The organism is Kitasatospora phosalacinea (assembly GCF_000716545.1).
Lineage (GTDB): Bacteria > Actinomycetota > Actinomycetes > Streptomycetales > Streptomycetaceae > Kitasatospora > Kitasatospora phosalacinea.
Genome location: NZ_JNWZ01000026.1, coordinates 62,501 through 79,276 on the forward strand (window position 1 = coordinate 62,501; position 16,776 = coordinate 79,276).

Sequence of the window (16,776 nt, forward strand, 5' to 3'; positions counted from 1 at the left end):
GTTAGTCACTAACCTTATGGAGGCGTCATGGAAGACCGCGGCTCCGTCCGGCAGTGGTGGATGCTGGGCGTGCTCTGCTTGGCCACGCTCGTGGTCAGCCTGGACATCACGATCCTCAACGTCGCGCTGCCCACCATCTCCGAGTCGTTGCACGCCGACACCGCCGAACTGCAGTGGATCGTCGACTCGTACTCGCTCGCTTTCGCCGGCGCGATGCTCCCGGCCGGCCTGCTGGGTGACCGCTACGGCCGCAAGCGGATCCTGCTCGCCGGGCTGGTGGTCTTCCTGGCGGCCTCGGCGTGGTCGGCGCTGGCGGGCTCGATGGGGTCGCTGATCGCGGCCCGCACCCTGATGGGCGGCGGCGCGGCGATCGTGATGCCGCTGACGCTCGCCTTCGTGGCGGCCACCTTCGCGGACGCGGACCGGCCCAAGGCCATCGCGGTGATCACCGCGGCCATCGCGGGCGGCCTGCCGCTCGGCCCGATCGTCGGCGGCTTCCTGCTGGAGCACTTCTACTGGGGCTCGGTCTTCTGGATCAACGTCCCGGTGGTGGCCGTCGCGGTGGTGGCGGGCGCGGTCCTGCTGCGCGAGTCGGTCAACCCCGCCGCGCCCAGGCTGGACGCGGTCGGCGCGGTGCTCGTGGTGGGGGCCGTGGTGGCGCTGGTCTACGGGTTCATCAGCGCGCCGGAGGTCGGTTGGGGCTCGGTCCGGACGGTCGGGCTGCTGGCCGGGTCGGTGCTGCTGCTGGCGCTGTTCCTGTGGTGGGAGCGCCGGGTGACGGACCGCCTGGTCGACCCCGGGCTGTTCCGGAACGCCAGGTTCACCTGGGGGACGATGGCGGCGGTCGCGGTCTCGGTCGCGCTGTTCGGCGTTCTGTTTGTGGTGCCGCAGTTCCTCCAGGCCGTCCAGGGCAACAACGCGTTCGGCACCGGCCTGCGACTGGTCCCGCTGATGGGCGGGCTGCTGGTGGCCGGCGGCGTGGCCGGTCCGCTGGACAGGCTGATCGGCACCAAGCTGGCGGTGGCCGGCGGCCTGGTGGTGATCGCGGTCGGCCTGGTGGTGCTCTCCCGGGCCGCACCGGACACCGGCTACGGCGTGACGGCCACCGGCCTGGGCCTGGCCGGGCTCGGCGTCGGTGCCGCGATGGCCCCGGCGATGGACGCCGTCACGGCCGAGGTCGGCGACGAGGCGGGGGCCGGCGCGGCGGTGACCAACACGCTGCGGCAGGTCGGCGGCGCGCTGGCGATCGCGGTGCTCGGCAGCGCGATGTCCGCGGTCTACGTCGACCGGCTGGGCTCGGCCCTGACGGGGCTGCCCGAGTCGGCCGCCGACGCCGCCCGGGAGTCGGTGATGGCCGCCGCCGCCGTCGCGAGCGGAATGGGCGAGCAGGGCGCCGGGCTGCAGGCGGCCGCCGGGTCGGCGTTCGCCGACGCGATGGCGGTGGTGATGCTCAGCTGCGCCGCGGTGGTGCTGCTCGGTGCGGTGCTCTGCCTGTGCTTCCTGCCGGCCCGGGCCGCCGGCACGGTGCCCGGTGCGGCGTCCGGGCGGCCGGTGACGGCGTGACGGCGTGGCGCGGGCACCCCGGGCGGGCCGGATAATCGCCGCATGACAGCTGCTGAGGGGCCTGCGGACTGGCGGGCGCGCAAGAAGGCCGCCACTCGCAAGACGATCCAGGAGCAGGCGATCCGCCTGTTCCTGGAGAAGGGTTTCGACGCCACCACCGTGGAGGAGATCGCGGCGGCGGCCGGAGTCTCGCACATGACGTTCTTCCGGCATTTCCGGACGAAGGAGGAGGTGGCGGCGGGCGACGACTACGACCCGATGATCGGTGAGCTGGTGGCCTCCCGGCCGGCCGCGGAGCCGGTGGTGGAGAAGATCCGCCAGGCGTTCGGCGGCGGCCTGGCCCAGGTGTACGCGGCGGACCGGGAGGCGTTGCTCGCCCGGTACCGGCTGATCCTGGAGACCCCGGCGCTGCGCGCCCGGCTGTGGGAGAACCAGAACCAGACCCAGCGGCACGTGGTCGAGGCCCTGACCAAGGCGGCCGGCGGCCCGCCCGACGACCTGCGGCTGGAGGTGGTGGTGGGGGCCTGCCTGACGGCCGCCGCGACCGCGATCCGGGTCTGGGCGGAGAACCCGGAGGGCACCGAGCTGCCCGAGCTGATCGACCGGGCGTTCGCCGTCCTGCGGGAGGAGTTCACCCCCGGCGGCTGAATTGCCTTCCGGGGCGGCGGCTCGCCGTACTCAGGCCAACCGGTGCTCGGTGTGCAGCAGTTCGCCCACCGAGCCGACCACCGAACGCAGGAAGCCCGGATCGAACGGCCCGTACGTGCGCAGCTCGGACGCCGTGCGGTGACAGCAGGTGGCCGAGGTGCGGGTGGACGGTCAGCCGGGACTCCAGGCCGGCGGCGGTCGCGGCTCGGTGCAGCAGGTGGGACCGGCGGGAGTGGCGGGGCGGGGCCGTCCGGTCCTCGGTGCCTCCGTACACCGCGACCCGGCCGCGCAGGTCGGACAGGCGCCGGTACGGGGCGGGTCGGGCGTACCAGTCGCGCCAGAACGGGGCGGGGGCCGAGTCGTCCGCGCCGACCAGCGCGTCCCGTTCCCAGGCGTCGTACTCCAGGGCCGGTTCGGCGCGCACCTGCACCTGCTTCGGCTGCCGGGTGGGCGCCGCCTGCGCGGGCGGCTGCCGCACCCGCTGGACGGCCCGCCGCCACCCGTCCCCGTCCTGCTCGACCGGATCGCCGCGGCCGGCGACCCGGCGACCCGGCGGTGCTCTCCGACGCGCTGCACTGGCTGGGCATGCGCCGCCGCGGCCCCGTCCCCGCGCTGGCCCCGCTCGCCGCCCACCCCGACGCCCGGATCCGCGCCGAACCGGTGTGGGCGGTCGCCCGCTGGTCCACCCCCGGCGTCACCGAACTGCTGGACGCCCTCGCCGCCGACCCGGACCCGGAGGTGCGCGAGGCGGTCGAGGCCGTCCGCAAACCGGACTGACCCGGGCCGGCGGAGGGTTGCTCTGCCTGCCTGCCTGCTGGCGGCGGTGTCCTTCGCCGAGTTCGCCGCCATGCCGTCCCGCGGCACCCCGGCCCCCGCACCCGCTCCCGAGCGGCTGCGTACGCTCACCCCGCGCGAGACCGAGGTGCTGCGGCTGGTCGCCGAGGGCCTGCCCAACCCGGAACGGGCCGCCCGCCTCACCGTCACCGAGGAGACGGTGAAGACCCGCGTCAGCCGCATCCTGGCCAAGCTCGGCCTGCGCGACCGCACCCCGGCCGTGGTGACCGCGTACGAGACCGGGTTGGTGGTGCCGGGCCGCGACCGCCGACGGGCCGTCGGTCACCCCGTGTGACATCCGGTCGCCGGTAGTGACCGTCGGCGGAAGGACCGATCGAGGCGGCGGGGGGAGACTGGACGGGGCGGCGGCGATGAGTTCGCCCGCCCCGATCCGTCTGCACTCCTGACAGGACCACCCACTTCCCGGGAGCACACCATGGGATCCATCGACATCGAGCTGTTCACCACCCTCGACCTGGTCGGCCAGGCCCCCGGCGGCCCCGAGGAGGACCCGGACGGCTTCACCTTCGGCGGCTGGCAGGCCCCGCTGATCGACGAAGTGTCCGGGGCGCAGGTCGACGCCGCCTACCAGGGCACCGACGCCCTGCTGCTCGGGCGCCGGACGTACGACATCTTCGCCGCGTACTGGCCGCAGGCCGGGGACAACCCGTTCGCCGAGCTGTTCAACCGCGTCCCGAAGTACGTCGCCTCGCGCGGCAAGCCCGAACTGACCTGGGCCGGTTCGGAGTTGCTCGGGGCTGACCTGCCGGCCGCCGTGCGGGAGGTCCGCGAGCGGCACCAGCGGGTGAAGGTGGTGGGCAGCCTCGACCTGGTGCAGACCCTGCTGCGGGAGAAGCTGTTCGACCGGCTCGACCTGTGGGTGCACCCGATCGTGCTGGGCAGCGGCAAGAAGGTGTTCGGGAGCGGCGCCGTCCCCAGCAACCTCACCCTGCTGGAGCCGCCCGCCGCCGGCCCGCGCGGCACCGTCCTGCTGCGCTACGGCCTGGCCGAGGGGGTTCCCGCCACCGGCGACATGAGCGAGCACTGACCCACTCCGGCGGGGGGAGGACGCCGTAGCTCCCGCGAGGGGCGGCGCCCGCCCGGGGTGCCGCTGCGACTGCTGGCCGACCGGGCCCGCGCCACCCGCCGCCTGCTGCCGCTGTGCGGCCCGCGCCCGCGCGCCCTGGCCGGCCCGGCCCTGCGCGCCCTTGGCATCGCCGTCCTGATCACCGTCCACGGCTCCACCCTGCGCCGCGCCGCCCCGCCCCGCCGCCGAGCGCGGCCCGCCCCGGCGGCCGGGGAGTTCGGCGGGAGCTGAACGCCCGTCACGCCGGTCTGACTTCGAAGCCTCCGCTGCCTTCCGGGCGCGGGGGCTCCGGCGCTCCGGCGCTTCGGCGGAGGGGTGACGCCGCGTCCGGTGGGAAGCGATGTCTCCGGGCAAGTGGCGTCGCGTCACGGAACCGTTGCGGCGGGCGGGTTGGGACGGTGGTGGGACGTGCCGGGTGCGGGGCGGCGTTCCTCCTGGTCAGCGGCGGGGTGCTGGGCGGGTTCGCGGGCCGGTGTGTCACAGCACTGTCTTGGGTGCGGTGGAGGTGGAACGGTTCGGGCGGGCGGGCGGTCCTGTGCTGCGTAGACCCGCTCGCACCGAGCAGCCGGCACTGCCGCCCCACCCTGAGGAGAACACCATGCGCGTCCGCAAGCTCGCCTTCGTCACCCTGACCGTCGCGGCCGCCCTCACGCTCACGGCCTGCCAGGACGACGAGACGGACACCGCGAAGGGCGCCCCGACCGCCCCCGCCGCGTCCACCGCCGCCCCGGCCGCGTCCGCCGGGTCCACCGCCGCCCCGAGCGCCGCCGCGAGCGGCAGCCCGGCGAAGGGCGGTACGGCGTCCACCGCCGCGCCGGCCGGCTCCGCCGGGGCCGGGAAGGCCGCCAAGTGCCGGACGGAGGACCTGACCATCACGGCCGCGGACCGCACCATCACCGGCGACGCCGAGAACACCGTCGTGGTCGAGCTGAAGAACCGCAGCGGCAAGGACTGCACGATCTCCGGGTACGCGGGCGTCGACCTGCAGACCTCGGCGGGCGCGCTGTCCGCGCAGCGCTCCGGCGAGCCGGTCGTCACGAGCGTCCTGAAGGCCGGCAAGTCGACGTACTTCGGCATCGGCTACCCGGCCAACACCTCCGGCGGCTCCGGCGTCCGGATCACCGGCCTGGTGGTCACCCCGCCCGACGAGACCCACCCGGTCACCCTGGCCTGGCCGGGCTCGGGCTCGCTGCCCGTCACGGACGGCAGCGGCTCCCCGGTGAAGATCGGCCCGATGGGGAGCGCCGGCCAGGGCGAATGACGGCCGGGGCGAGTGACGGCCGGAGCCCGCAGCGGCGCTCACCCTCCCGAGTGATGACCAGCATGGTGACCCACCCGACGGGGGAGTGCGGCGGGTCCAGTGCGGCAGGACGGGTAACCACCAGGGCTCCCCGGCAACAGAGTCGAGACGTCATGCACCTCACTCGACGCCGGGGAGCCCTGCCGGTTCTTCCCCGCCCAGGAGCACCCGACCGTCACCCGATCGGTGGCCGCCTTGAAAAGGCCCGGTGCGGCCGCTTCGCTCAGGCGGCATCCAGGTTCTCGGTGAAGTACTTCGTCAACTGCTCGACGGCCCGGCCGACATACTCCGGCTTGTCGTACAGGTCGACGTGGCTGGCACCGTCGATCCAGTGCAACTCGGCGGGGCCCGTGGCCCGGCGGTGCGCCTCCAGACCCATCCACGCCGTCACGGCGCGCTCGCCGAGGATCTGCAGCATGGGCCGCGGGCCGATCAGCGGGACCGCGTGGAAGACGTCGCTGGACGCCATCCTGTCGATGCTCTCCCACGCCAGGAACTTCGCGGAACGGTCGTGGTGCCCACGCGGACCGCAGTAGTACTCCCAGCCCTCGACGCCGTGGGCGCCGCCGAGCGCGCCGGCCTCCTCCGGGGTGCTGGGAAACATGGTCATCACCCCGGGGTCGTCTCCACGGGCCGCGGCCGTGCGGGCCGCCGCGGCGGCGTCCAGCAGGGCTTGGAAGACGGCCGGTGACTGGGTGCCGTCGGCACCGAAACGGAACTGGCGGGCGGGTTCCGCGGTGGACACCGTCGCCACCGCCCGCACGCGGTGGTCCCCGGCCGTCGCGGCCAGCGCGTAGCCGCCCGACGCACAGACGCCGAGCAGCCCGATGCGTTCGGGGTCGACTTCCGGACGAGTGGTCAGGTAGGACACGGCCGCCTTGAAGTCCTCCACGCGCTGCGCCGGGTCCTCCAGGCCCCGCGGCGTGCCGCCGGACTCGCCCTGGAAGGCCGCGTCGAAGGCCAACGTGACGAAGCCCCGTTCGGCCAACCGGCCGGCGTAGAGGCCGGACGTCTGCTCCTTGACCCCCGTACCCGGGTGACCGACCACCAGCGCCGGCAGTGAGGCGGCGGCCGGGCCGTCCGGCAGGTACAGGTGCGCGGCCACGGTGATGCCGGCACTGTCGAAGGTCACGGAAGTTCTGTTCATGGGATGGTGCTCCTTCTGTCGGGTGTGCGGGTGCTCGCCTGGCCGTCCTCGTCCTCGTCCTTCGACCGAGTCGGCCGGCACACTTCAGTCATCTGACGGCGCGTGTGAAGGCGGTGGTCGCACGCGCCCCCGCCCCGCCGGCCCGTCTGCGGTGTTCCTCGGCAGAGGCACGGGTCGCCCCGGGGCACGGGGGCACGTCGATGCATGAGGACGGCCCGTGTCGAGTGAGGGGCCGTGCGGCCGGTCCGCAGTCGCACGGTCGGCCGCACGGACGGGATGACTAGAGGTGGTCCGCGTCGATGACGGCCTGGGCGAAGTCGGTCGGTGCCTCCTGCGGGAGGTTGTGACCGACCTGGATCGTGCGGTGGTCGTACGGGCCGGCGAAGAACCGGCGGTAGCCGGCACCGTTGTCAGGGGCGGTGAACGGGTCGAAGGCGGGGTCGAGGGTGATCGTCGGAGTGTGGATGGTCGGTCGGTCGGCCAGCTTCTTCTCCCAGCCGTCGTAGCGTCGCTCACCCGAGGCCAGACCGAGGCGCCAGCGGTAGTTGTGGATGACGATGGCGGCGTAGTCGGTGTTCTCGAAGGCGGTCGCGCTGCGCGCGAAGGTGGCGTCGTCGAACTTCCAGGTGGGGGAGACGAGTTCCCACACGAGTCGGCAGAGTTCCGGACGGTGGTCGGGGCTCTCCATGGCGAGCTTGCCGCGCTCGGTGGCGAAGTAGTACTGGTACCACCAGGTGTGCTCGGCGGCGGGCGGCAACGGATTCGCCTGCGCGGCGACGTTGGTGATGAGGTACCCACTGACCGAGACCAGCGCTTTGACGCGCTCGGGCCACAGCGCGGCGATGATGTCCGCCGTTCGTGAACCCCAGTCGAAACCGGCCAGGGTGGCCTTGCGGATCTTCAGGGCGTCCATCAGCGCGATGACGTCGAGTGCGACGGCGGACTGCTGGGCGTTGCGGAACGTGCGCGCGGAGAGGAACCGCGTGGTGCCGTGCCCGCGGAGGTAGGGGACGATCACGCGGTAGCCCTGCTCGGCCAGGAGCGGGGCGACGTCGACGAAGCTGTGGATGTCGTAGGGCCAGCCGTGCAGGAGGATCGCGGCCGGGCCGTCGGCCGGGCCCAGCTCCGCGTAGCCGATGTCGAGCACGCCCGCGCGGACCTGCTTGAGCTCGGGGAAGTCGGTGTGCGTCCCAGGCGTGATGGTCGGCACAGTCGGGGCGGGCGTGGGAGCCGGCCTCGGTGCCGCCCCGCTCCCGGGGGTGTCGGCGGCGTGCGCGGCGGTCTGGAGCCCGGCCAGCGAGAGGGCGCTCGCGCCCACACCGAGGCCGATCGCCTTGTTGAAGCTTCGCCTGTCGATCACGATTGCTCCTCACGTTGTGTCGTGACTCTTGATGTGTCTGGAACAGCGGGCACATGTGCCCGCTGCGACGTCCACCGGAACCGGGACGGTCCCGACAGTCGGCGCTCCGCCCGTGGTGATCGGGCCGCATCCACCTTCCGCCGGGCGGCGAAGCGGGAAATCAGTCAGTTGACGGTGGAGCGGAAATGCAGTGACGCGACCGGGCGGCGACGGGTGTGCCCGTCCGTGCCGCATCACGGCCGGCCGGCGGCCGGCATCAGCCGGCCCTTCGTCCGGACTCCGGCACACCGTGGCGCCGTGAGCGCCCTCACCGCCGACACCTGCATCGTGACAAGCCGACAGGACCGCCACGTCGGGCGCTTGGTGAGGAACCGTCAGTAGGTGAGCGCGCAGGTGAGCGGGGCGGAGGCGTTGTGGAGGGCGAGGCGCTTGAACTGGTGGAGTCGGGCGGAGGTCCCCAGGGCGAACAGGTGGGCCCACGGCTCGCCACCGCGTTCCGGCATCGGTCTGCGGCCGATCCGGCAGTCCCGTGCCCCGCACTTGTGTGACCTGTCGAGTGGTCTCCCGTCTTCCACGCCTTCGATTGAGCGCCTAATCTGAGGGCTCTCGTCTATTCAGGGGGAGATGTGACAGAGCCGTCTCGGAAGATGCAGAAGGATCTGGCCAAGGCCGGCTATCGCACGACCAGGGAAGTCGAATCCGGAGAAGAGACGATCTTCCTCTGGCACCCCGCCTACCATGACGGGATGATGGCGATCGGATGGGCCATCAAGTCCGGTAGTTGGGGAGCGTACGGGCGAGACCGTCGCGATGCGGGCGTGCGCCTGGGCCGGGGCGCCAGTCTCGATCAGGCCCTGATTGCCATCATCGCGTGGGCCGCCGAACACGGACAGGTGTGACTCCCTGCTGACCCCGGCGGGTGCTACTTGGCGGTCGACCCGGCGGTGCCGGACCTGCTTCGAGCCCGTAACGCGATCACGGCGTCGGCCTGTTGAGCCTTCTCCGGCAGATGAGGGCGTACGCGAGCGAGACGAGTGGCTCGTGGAGGCCGAGGCGTCGTTCCCCGCGGGTGGCGAAGCGCTCGAACCGCTGGAGCAGGGCGGAGGTCTGCTCGATGAGGTAGCGGAGCCGGCCGAGGCCGCGGACGTCGGGTGCGTTGCCACCAGTCGTGATGACCTTGAGGGGGGCGTCGCCGTCGCAGAGCAGGTGGTGCTTGCTGCCCGACTTGCCGCGATCGATCGGGGACGGACAAACCCCGGCACGTCCCTTTCGCCACGGACGTGGAGGGCGTCCGCGCGGGCCCGGGGCCAGCCGTTCCGCCGAGCCGCGTTCAGCTCGGCGAGCAGTATCCGGTGGATCTGGTCGAACACTTCCGCTTCGGTCCACCGGCGCACCAGGCAGGGCTCGTCAGCCCACATCCACAAGATCCTGTCACAGGCATTGCGGACCGGCACGAATGTGCTCCGCCGTCCGAACTCCTCCGAACTTCTCCGAATTCCTCCGGACCCGTTCCGGACCCGTTCCGGACCCGTTCCGGACCCGTTCCGGACCCGTTCCGGAACCGCGAAGGCTCCGCCCGCCGCCCGGCGGCCGGCCGGTGACGGCGCGCGCACGGGGCGCTTGCCGGTTCCCGAACGGCTGGTTCGCCTTGCCCGTCGCGACCGGGCTATCCTCTGGCCCAGGTTGCGGGCATGGGGCCCGGAAGGTGTCTGGGGGTTGGCATGGTTGCCGGTCGCGTGGTGCGGTTCGACGGTTCGCGGGGTTACGGGTTCATCGCTCCCGACCAGGGCGGGGAGGACGTCTTCCTGCACGTCAACGACCTGCTGATCCCCGAGTCCTACATCCGTACCGGCCTGGCCGTGGTCTTCGAGATCGAGGACGGCGACCGCGGCCCCAAGGCCTCCTCCGTCCAGCTCGCCCCCGGCGTCGACCCGAAGGCCCCCGCCGTCGTCCACCCCGAGCGCGTGGTGCGCCACGTGGACGACGACGACCAGCTCGCCTCCGACGACTACCTCGACGACGTCACCGAGGCCCTCCTGGAGTCCGCCCCGTCCCTGACCGGCACCCAGATCCTCCAGGTCCGCACCGCGATGCTCCAACTGGCCAAGAGCCACGGCTGGATCGGCTGATCCCCGACCCGGGCCCGGCACCGGTACGCACCACCCGCACACGGCGGCCACCCACCCGGGGCGGCCGCCGTCCGCGTTCCCGCCGCGAGCGTCAACCGGACGACGCCTCCGGCGCCACCGCCGGGCCGGTCTCCAGGTGCCTCCCCGCGCTGAAGGCCCGCGCGCCGAGGGCCCCCGCGCCGGTCGTCTCCGTGCCGAGCGTCCCGGCGAGGAGGGCCAGGGCGGCGGCGGACGGGGTGGCGGGCGCGGTGCTGTAGAGCAGGAGGCGGTGGGTGGTGCCGTCGGAGAGCGGGAGGCTCTCGAAGTCGAGCTCGATCGGGCCGACCAGCGGGTGGTGCAGGGACTTGCTGCCGACGGCGCAGTCGCGGACCGGGTGGCGGGCCCAGAGCGCGGCGAACTCCGGGCTCTGGATGGCGAGTTCGCCGACCAGTTGGGCCAGTCGCCGGTCTTCGGGGTGGCGGCCGACGGCGAGGCGGAGCGCGGCGACGGCGATCCTGGCGTCCTCCTCCCAGCGGGTGTGCAGCTCGCGGGTGTGCGGGTCGAGGAACAGCAGCCGGGTCAGGTTGGGGCGGTCGGCGGGCCGGTCGGGGGAGGCCGGGTCGAGGTGGCCGGCCAGCAGGGCGTGGCCGAGGGCGTTCCAGGCCAGGACGTCGTTGCCCCGGTCCAGGACGACGGCGGGAACGTGCGGCATCGCGTCGATCAGGTGCTTGGTCGCGGGCCGGACCCGGGCGGGCCGGTGCTGCGGTGCGCGCCGGGCCCGGGCGGGGCGGGCCAGGTCGTAGAGGTGGGCGCGCTCGTCGCCGGTCAGGTGCAGGGCGCGGGCAAGCGCGTCCAGGACGCCGTCGGAGGCGTTGGCGCTGTGGCCCTGTTCGAGCCGGGTGTAGTAGGTGACGCTGACCCCGGCGAGCAGGGCGAGTTCCTCGCGGCGCAGCCCGGGCACCCGCCGCCGACCCGGGTACGGGGTCAGCCCGGCGTCCTCGGGGCTGAGCCGGGCGCGCCGGTTGCGCAGGTACTCGCCGAGTGCGGTCGATGTCTCCATGGCGTCCAGTCTGCCCGCGCGGGACGGTTCCGGGGTCGGCGCAGGGTATCCCTGCCGGTGCTACCTTCCGCAGGGGTCTGGGTGGGCCGCCCGGCCCGGTGGAGGCTCCTCTCGTACACCGGACGAACGCGGCGAGCGCAACGAGCGCAACGCTCGCGACGATCGCAACGCTCGCGACGAGCGAGACGAGAGGAAGGCCCGCCATGGCGACGGCCACCGCACCCGAAGAGACCCGAACCCCTTCCACCACGAGCAAATTGACGAGCCGTCAGCGAACCGTCCTACTGGTCCTGCTGGTGGCCCAGTTCATGCTGGCGGTGGACTTCTCGATCCTGAACGTGGCCCTGCCGGCGATCGGCCAGGGCCTCGGCCTCCCACTGGGCCAACTGCAGTGGATCGGAACGGCGTTCGCGCTGTCCGCCGCCGGGTTCACCCTGCTGTTCGGGCGGGTCGCCGACCTGTTCGGACGGCGGCGGCTGTTCCTGCTGGGGCTGGCCCTGCTGGGGGCGTCCTCGCTGGTCGGCGGGCTGGCCACCGGCCCGGCGGTGCTGATCGCGGCCCGGGTCGCGCAGGGCCTGGCCACCGCGATGGTCACCCCGGCGGGCCTGTCGCTGCTGACCACCTCCTTCCCGGAGGGGCCGCTGCGCGACCGGGCGCTGGGCCTCAACGGGGCACTGATGTCGGCGGGGTTCACCACCGGCGCGGTGCTCGGCGGGGTGCTGACCGACCTGCTGTCCTGGCGCTGGGCGTTCTTCGTCAACGTGCCGGTCGCGTTCGCGGTGCTGCTGGCCGCCCCCGGCGTGATCCGGGAGAGCCGCCCGGACACCCGGACGAAGCTGGACGTGCCCGGTGCGTTCTCCGTCACGCTCGGCCTGCTGTCCCTGGTGTTCGGCCTGACCAGGGCGGGCACGGCCGGCTGGGGCGACGCGCTCGCGCTGGGCGGGCTCGGCCTGGGCGCCGCGCTGCTGCTGGTGTTCCTGGCGGTCGAGCGCCGGGCCGCGGCGCCGCTGGTGCCGGTGTCGATCCTGCGGCGGCGCAGCGTGGTGTGGGGCAACGCGGCGGGGCTGATCGCCTTCCTGACCGAGACCTCGCTGGTCTTCCTGCTGACCCTGTACCTCCAGGAGGTGCTCGGTTTCTCCGCCCTCGCGGCCGGACTGTCCTTCGGCGTGCTGGGCCTGGGCACCGTGCTGGGCGGCGCCACCGCCGCCCGCCTGATCGCCGCCGCCGGCACCCGGGCCGTCCTGGTGACCGGCGGGCTGGTGCAGGCCGCCGCGACCGCCGCCCTGCTGCTGCTCGGGCAGAGCCACTCCTCGCTGTGGCTGCTGCTCGCGGCGACCTTCGTCGGCGGCGTCGGCAACATGTACGTCATCGTCGGGTTCATGGTCACCGCGACCTCCGGCCTGCCGGACCGCGAACAGGGCCTGGCCACCGGCCTGGCCACGATGACCCAGCAGATCGGCATCACGGTGGGCACCCCGGTGATGAGCGCCGTGGTCGCCGCCCGGGCCGGCGCCCACCCCTCCGTCCAGGCGGTCCTGGACGGCATCACGCTCGCCGTCCTGGTGAACGCGGCCCTGGTCCTGGTGGGCGTCCTGGCCACCGGCTTCCTCCGCCGCCGCGCCTCCTGACCCGGCTGTCGGACGGCCCGCGGGCAGCAGCCCGCGGGCCGTTGCCGCGCCCCGCCGGGTGCGGGGGAGTTCGGCCAGGCGCGGCGGCGGGCGAGTTCCCGGGGGTCGCGCGCGCTCACCACGGTGACCCGGTCGCCGCCGCAGCCGTCGTAGCCCGCGGCCCGCGCAGCCCGTACCGGCTCCGCCGTGGCACCCGCCGTCGTCGTCGCAGCAGCCGTCGTCGCGGCCGTCGCAGCCCACGGCCGGTCCGCGTGGCGCGGGCCGTGGGCGGGGGCTGGCATGATCGAGGGATGGTTGAACGAGTCATCGCCGCCTGCGACGGAGCGGCCAAGGGCAACCCGGGGCCCGCCGGCTGGGCGTTCGTGGTCGCGGACGGGAACGGCGTGCCGCAGCGCTGGGAGTCCGGCGCGCTGGGGCGCAACACGAACAACGTCGGGGAGCTGACGGCGCTGCAGCGCCTGCTGGAGGCCACCGACCCGGCGGCCCCGCTGGAGGTGCGCCTCGACAGCACCTACACCCGGGACGCGGTCACCAAGTGGCTGCACGGCTGGAAGCGCAACGGCTGGAAGACGGCGGCCGGCAAGCCGGTCGCCAACCAGGAGCTGATCCAGCGGATCGACGCGCTGCTGGCCGGGCGGGACGTCGAGTTCGTCTACGTGCCCGCCCACCAGGTGGACGGCGACCCGCTGAACGCCATCGCCGACAAGGCCGCCAGCGACGCGGCCCGCACCCAGCAGTCCGCCGCCGGCACCGCCGCCGACCTGCCGGTGCCCGACCCGGCCGCCGCCCCGGCCCCGCGCGCCCGCCGGACGGCCGGCGCCTCGTCCGCCGCGTCCTCCGGCACCGTCGGCGCTGCGGCGAAGCGCGGTTCGACCGGTGGCGGCGGCCGGACGCTGGCCGCGAAGTTCCCCGGCCGGTGCCCGTGCGGGCGTTCCTACGGCAAGGGCGAGACGATCACCAAGGTGGGCGCCGGCTGGGGTCACCCGGACTGCGCCGCCGCCCGCGTCTGACGCCGCCCGGGCGGACCGGGCGACCCGAGGAACCCGGATAACCCGAACTGCCCCGGCCCGCGCCCCCGGCCCGCGCCCCCGGCCCGCGCCCCCGGGCCTTCCCCGTCACTTCGCGGCGGGGAAGGCCGCCCGGAGCGCGGCGCCGCGGGTGAGGAAGGCCACGCCGACCAGCGCGAGGGCGGACAGCCCCTGCAGGACGGCGTACCAGGCCGGGCACAGCCCGGGGACCAGGTCGACGCCGATGACGGCGACCGGGGCGACGGCGGAGAGCGTGCGCAGCCGGTCGAACGCCTTGGCGTCGCCCGCGCGGACCCGCCCGAGGTAGCGGTGCAGCAGGAAGGTCGCCAGGAACAGGACCGTGCCGCGCACCCACATGAAGGCGGTGGTCCGGTGCCCGGTGGCGGCCGTCACGGCGACGGTGGCGAGGACGACCGCGCCGACCGCCCCGAACAGGGTGACGCAGGTCCGGACGGTGTCGAGCGCCTCCCCGGTCCGGGTGTCGGTCTCGGCGGCGGTTCCGGTGGTGGTGGCCATGGTGCCGGGCTCCTCGTGTCTCGCGGTGTCGTCGTGCCTTCGACGCTACGGAGCGCGCGGCCGCCCCGACATGGGTCTGCCCGTACGACCGGGTGGGCCTGGACCCACCTTCCACGGGGTTTGTCCGCGCCGCCGCCGGTGTGTCAGATTGCGACGGAGCGCGTGCTCCCGTACCCGTACCGTCACCCGAGCGAACCTGAGCGAAAAGGACCCCATGACCACCGAGACGCTGGAGTTCCAGGCCGAGGCGCGGCAGTTGCTGCAGCTGATGGTCCACTCGATCTACTCGAACAAGGACGTCTTCCTGCGCGAGCTGATCTCGAACGCCTCGGACGCCCTGGACAAGCGGCGCCTGGCCGGCCTCACCGACGAGCGGCTGCGCGCCGACGACCTGCACATCGACGTCGTCCCCGACCCGGACGCCCGCACCCTGACCGTCCGCGACAACGGCATCGGCATGACCCGGGACGAGGTCGTCGGCCTGATCGGCACCATCGCCCGCTCCGGCACCGCCGAGACGCTGCGCCGCCTGCGCGAGAGCAAGGAACCCGCCGAGCTGATCGGCCAGTTCGGCGTCGGCTTCTACTCCACCTTCATGGTCGCCGACCGGGTCACCCTGCTCACCCGCAAGGCCGGCGAGCCCACCGGCGTCCGCTGGGAGTCGGACGGCGAGGGCACCTACACCGTCGAGACGGTCGAGGACGCGCCCGAGGGCACCTCGGTCACCGTCCACCTGCGCCCCGAGGACGGCGAGGACGGGCTGCACGACTACACCGACCTGGCCACCGTCCGGCGGATCGTCAAGCGCTACTCCGACTTCATCGCCTTCCCGATCCGGGCCGCCGCCCCCGACGGCGGCGAGCAGACCCTCAACTCGATGAAGGCGCTCTGGGCCCGCCCGCGCTCCGAGGTCGCCGAGGAGGAGTACCACGAGTTCTACCGGCACATCGCGCACGACTGGACCGACCCGCTGGAGACCATCAGCCTGCGGGCCGAGGGCACCTTCGAGTACGAGGCGCTGCTGTTCATCCCGGCCCGCCGCCCGCACGACCTGTTCCAGCGCGACGGCAGCCACGGCGTCCAGCTGTACGTGAAGCGGGTGTTCATCCTGGAGGACAGCCGCGAGCTGCTCCCCGACCACCTGCGCTTCGTCAAGGGCGTGGTGGACGCCGCGGACCTGTCGCTGAACATCTCCCGCGAGATCCTCCAGCAGGACCGGCACATCCAGCTGATCCGGCGCCGGCTCGCCAAGAAGGTGATGGCCACGGTCAAGGAGATGATGACCGGCGACGCCGACAAGTACCGCACCTTCTGGCGCGAGTTCGGCCCCGCCGTCAAGGAGGGCCTGCTCGACCCGGCCGAGGACCGCAAGGCCATCCTCGACGTCTCCTCCTTCGCCAGCACCGCCGGCGAGGAGCCCACCTCCCTCGCCGAGTACGTGGCCCGGATGAAGGACGGCCAGGACAAGATCTACTACATGACCGGCGAGAGCCGCGCCCAGGTCGAGAACTCCCCGCACCTGGAGGCGTTCCGCGCCCAGGGCTACGAAGTCCTGCTGCTCACCGACCCGGTGGACGAGATCTGGGTCGAGGGCGTCCCCGAGTACGAGGGCAAGGAGTTCAGCTCGGTCGCCCACGGCGCCGTCGACCTGCCCGTCGAGGAGGTCTCCGAGGAGCGCACCGGTTCCTACGCGCCGCTGCTCGGCTGGCTGGGCGAGACGCTCGCGGACGTCAAGGACGTCCGCCTGACCAGCCGCCTCACCAACTCGCCGGCCTGCCTGGTCAGCGACGCCGGCGGGCTCACCCCCACCCTGGAGAAGATGTACCGGGCGATGGGCCAGGACGTCCCGACCGCCCGGCGGATCCTCGAACTCAACCCCGACCACCCCCTGGTCGAGGCCCTGCGCACCGCCCACGAGCAGCGCGCCGACGACCCGGCCCTCACCGAGACCGCCGAACTCCTCTACGGCACCGCCCTGCTGGCCGAGGGCGGCGACCTCGCCGACCCGGCCCGGTTCGCCAAGCTGCTCGCCGACCGGCTCGCCCGGACGGTCTGACGCCCGACGCCGCGGTCCCGCCTCCCGGCTCACGCCCGGGGGGTGGGACCGCGGCGTTCGTGCGCCCGGGGGAGTGACGCAGCGTGACTGTCTCTGTGGGGGATTCTGGCCCTCCTTGACAACGTTGTCCAGAGCTTGGCGGTCGCAGTCCGGTAACGAGACTAATTCGTCATCAAGTTAAGTAAAGTTTTAGTTCACTACTGCTTTGCGGCCGAGAATCCGCTGTATTTCAGTGTTGACCGGTCTATGGACATGGCCCGGATGTGACGTCTACGTTAAGCGTCCAACAGCCCGGGTGCCGCTCGCGGTCACCGGTCGCTGCTTCCACGAGCCGATGAAGAACAGCGTGAAGGATGAGCGAGATGCGCAGAGGATGGCTGGCCGTCGGGGCCGCTTCCATGGTGGTGCTCACTGCCTGTAGCAGCGGTGGCGGCGGGGCGA

General features: G+C 73.3%; 17 protein-coding genes and 2 pseudogenes. 12 read left to right on the forward strand and 7 right to left on the reverse strand.

What is annotated here, in order from left to right; genetic code table 11:
- Positions 1-27: 27 nt before the first annotated feature.
- A complete protein-coding gene (locus OO48_RS15405) occupies positions 28-1,563 on the forward strand; it encodes an MFS transporter (protein ID WP_051732160.1) in 1,536 nt (511 codons plus the stop codon).
- A gap of 42 nt (positions 1,564-1,605) precedes the next feature.
- Positions 1,606-2,211: an acyl-CoA-like ligand-binding transcription factor gene (locus OO48_RS15410; protein ID WP_033216384.1), complete on the forward strand. Its 606-nt coding sequence runs from the start codon at positions 1,606-1,608 to the stop codon at positions 2,209-2,211.
- On the opposite strand, the gene OO48_RS41030 is transcribed toward OO48_RS15410, so the two are convergent.
- Entirely contained in the window at positions 2,195-2,689 is a 495-nt protein-coding gene (locus OO48_RS41030; RefSeq protein WP_342449648.1) for a hypothetical protein, read from the reverse strand. The genes OO48_RS15410 and OO48_RS41030 overlap by 17 nt on opposite strands.
- Positions 2,690-2,766: 77 nt before the next feature.
- On the opposite strand from OO48_RS41030, the gene OO48_RS41035 reads away from it, so the two are divergent.
- The 5 genes and pseudogenes from OO48_RS41035 (at position 2,767) to OO48_RS15435 (ending at position 5,393) form a co-directional block, all read left to right on the forward strand.
- Positions 2,767-2,988 carry a HEAT repeat domain-containing protein gene (locus OO48_RS41035; protein ID WP_342449649.1) on the forward strand — a complete coding sequence of 74 codons (222 nt, stop codon included), beginning with the start codon at positions 2,767-2,769 and terminating at the stop codon, positions 2,986-2,988.
- A gap of 106 nt (positions 2,989-3,094) precedes the next feature.
- Positions 3,095-3,340 (forward strand): annotated as a pseudogene (locus OO48_RS15420) (response regulator transcription factor); the annotation flags it as partial.
- A gap of 141 nt (positions 3,341-3,481) precedes the next feature.
- Positions 3,482-4,093, forward strand: coding sequence for a dihydrofolate reductase family protein (locus tag OO48_RS15425; RefSeq protein ID WP_033216386.1), 612 nt, complete (start codon positions 3,482-3,484; stop codon positions 4,091-4,093).
- Positions 4,094-4,150: 57 nt separating this feature from the next.
- Entirely contained in the window at positions 4,151-4,363 is a 213-nt protein-coding gene (locus OO48_RS15430; RefSeq protein ID WP_033216390.1) for a hypothetical protein, read from the forward strand.
- A gap of 367 nt (positions 4,364-4,730) precedes the next feature.
- Positions 4,731-5,393, forward strand: coding sequence for a DUF4232 domain-containing protein (locus OO48_RS15435; protein WP_033216391.1), 663 nt, complete (start codon positions 4,731-4,733; stop codon positions 5,391-5,393).
- 16 nt (positions 5,394-5,409) lie between these two features.
- Here the strand turns inward: OO48_RS15435 and OO48_RS38910 are convergent.
- The 4 genes and pseudogenes from OO48_RS38910 to OO48_RS40670 all read right to left on the reverse strand — a co-directional run.
- A pseudogene (locus OO48_RS38910) lies at positions 5,410-5,514 on the reverse strand (IS5/IS1182 family transposase); the annotation flags it as partial.
- A 141-nt stretch (positions 5,515-5,655) separates the two neighbouring features.
- Positions 5,656-6,579 (reverse strand): alpha/beta hydrolase, encoded by a 924-nt coding sequence (locus tag OO48_RS15440; protein ID WP_033216392.1) that lies wholly within the window; start codon positions 6,577-6,579, stop codon positions 5,656-5,658.
- 280 nt (positions 6,580-6,859) lie between these two features.
- Positions 6,860-7,939: an alpha/beta fold hydrolase gene (locus tag OO48_RS15445; RefSeq protein WP_033216393.1), complete on the reverse strand. Its 1,080-nt coding sequence runs from the start codon at positions 7,937-7,939 to the stop codon at positions 6,860-6,862.
- A 374-nt stretch (positions 7,940-8,313) separates the two neighbouring features.
- Positions 8,314-8,442 carry a hypothetical protein gene (locus OO48_RS40670; protein WP_280842420.1) on the reverse strand — a complete coding sequence of 43 codons (129 nt, stop codon included), beginning with the start codon at positions 8,440-8,442 and terminating at the stop codon, positions 8,314-8,316.
- Positions 8,443-8,586: 144 nt separating this feature from the next.
- Between OO48_RS40670 and OO48_RS15450 the strand changes: the two genes are divergently transcribed.
- Positions 8,587-8,838, forward strand: a complete 252-nt coding sequence (locus OO48_RS15450) for a hypothetical protein (protein ID WP_033216397.1) — start codon at positions 8,587-8,589, stop codon at positions 8,836-8,838.
- An 822-nt stretch (positions 8,839-9,660) separates the two neighbouring features.
- Positions 9,661-10,068, forward strand: coding sequence for a cold-shock protein (locus OO48_RS15455; protein WP_033216399.1), 408 nt, complete (start codon positions 9,661-9,663; stop codon positions 10,066-10,068).
- 91 nt (positions 10,069-10,159) lie between these two features.
- On the opposite strand, the gene OO48_RS15460 is transcribed toward OO48_RS15455, so the two are convergent.
- A complete protein-coding gene (locus tag OO48_RS15460) occupies positions 10,160-11,107 on the reverse strand; it encodes a helix-turn-helix domain-containing protein (protein ID WP_063830681.1) in 948 nt (315 codons plus the stop codon).
- Between the two features lie 203 nt (positions 11,108-11,310).
- Between OO48_RS15460 and OO48_RS15465 the strand changes: the two genes are divergently transcribed.
- Both OO48_RS15465 and OO48_RS15470 read left to right on the forward strand, forming a co-directional pair.
- Complete coding sequence (locus tag OO48_RS15465; protein WP_033216401.1) at positions 11,311-12,735, forward strand: MFS transporter; 1,425 nt, start codon at positions 11,311-11,313, stop codon at positions 12,733-12,735.
- A 290-nt stretch (positions 12,736-13,025) separates the two neighbouring features.
- Entirely contained in the window at positions 13,026-13,745 is a 720-nt protein-coding gene (locus OO48_RS15470; protein ID WP_033216403.1) for a ribonuclease H family protein, read from the forward strand.
- Between the two features lie 105 nt (positions 13,746-13,850).
- On the opposite strand, the gene OO48_RS15475 is transcribed toward OO48_RS15470, so the two are convergent.
- Positions 13,851-14,279, reverse strand: a complete 429-nt coding sequence (locus tag OO48_RS15475) for a hypothetical protein (RefSeq protein ID WP_033216405.1) — start codon at positions 14,277-14,279, stop codon at positions 13,851-13,853.
- A gap of 214 nt (positions 14,280-14,493) precedes the next feature.
- On the opposite strand from OO48_RS15475, the gene htpG reads away from it, so the two are divergent.
- On the forward strand, positions 14,494-16,335 hold the full coding sequence (gene htpG / locus OO48_RS15480) for a molecular chaperone HtpG (RefSeq protein WP_033216407.1): 1,842 nt from the start codon (positions 14,494-14,496) through the stop codon (positions 16,333-16,335).
- Positions 16,336-16,776 lie beyond the last annotated feature (441 nt).

Excerpts from the sequence above, each read along its gene's own strand:
- OO48_RS15405 (WP_051732160.1), top strand. The coding sequence starts at position 28 with ATGGAAGACCGCGGCTCCGTCCGGCAGTGGTGGATGCTGGGCGTGCTC.
- OO48_RS15410 (WP_033216384.1), top strand. The coding sequence starts at position 1,606 with ATGACAGCTGCTGAGGGGCCTGCGGACTGGCGGGCGCGCAAGAAGGCC.
- OO48_RS15425 (WP_033216386.1), top strand. The coding sequence starts at position 3,482 with ATGGGATCCATCGACATCGAGCTGTTCACCACCCTCGACCTGGTCGGC.
- OO48_RS15435 (WP_033216391.1), top strand. The coding sequence starts at position 4,731 with ATGCGCGTCCGCAAGCTCGCCTTCGTCACCCTGACCGTCGCGGCCGCC.
- OO48_RS15440 (WP_033216392.1), bottom strand. The coding sequence starts at position 6,579 with ATGAACAGAACTTCCGTGACCTTCGACAGTGCCGGCATCACCGTGGCC.
- OO48_RS40670 (WP_280842420.1), bottom strand. The coding sequence starts at position 8,442 with ATGCCGGAACGCGGTGGCGAGCCGTGGGCCCACCTGTTCGCCCTGGGG.
- OO48_RS15450 (WP_033216397.1), top strand. The coding sequence starts at position 8,587 with ATGCAGAAGGATCTGGCCAAGGCCGGCTATCGCACGACCAGGGAAGTC.
- OO48_RS15455 (WP_033216399.1), top strand. The coding sequence starts at position 9,661 with ATGGTTGCCGGTCGCGTGGTGCGGTTCGACGGTTCGCGGGGTTACGGG.
- OO48_RS15460 (WP_063830681.1), bottom strand. The coding sequence starts at position 11,107 with ATGGAGACATCGACCGCACTCGGCGAGTACCTGCGCAACCGGCGCGCC.
- OO48_RS15465 (WP_033216401.1), top strand. The coding sequence starts at position 11,311 with ATGGCGACGGCCACCGCACCCGAAGAGACCCGAACCCCTTCCACCACG.
- OO48_RS15470 (WP_033216403.1), top strand. The coding sequence starts at position 13,026 with ATGGTTGAACGAGTCATCGCCGCCTGCGACGGAGCGGCCAAGGGCAAC.
- OO48_RS15475 (WP_033216405.1), bottom strand. The coding sequence starts at position 14,279 with ATGGCCACCACCACCGGAACCGCCGCCGAGACCGACACCCGGACCGGG.
- htpG (WP_033216407.1), top strand. The coding sequence starts at position 14,494 with ATGACCACCGAGACGCTGGAGTTCCAGGCCGAGGCGCGGCAGTTGCTG.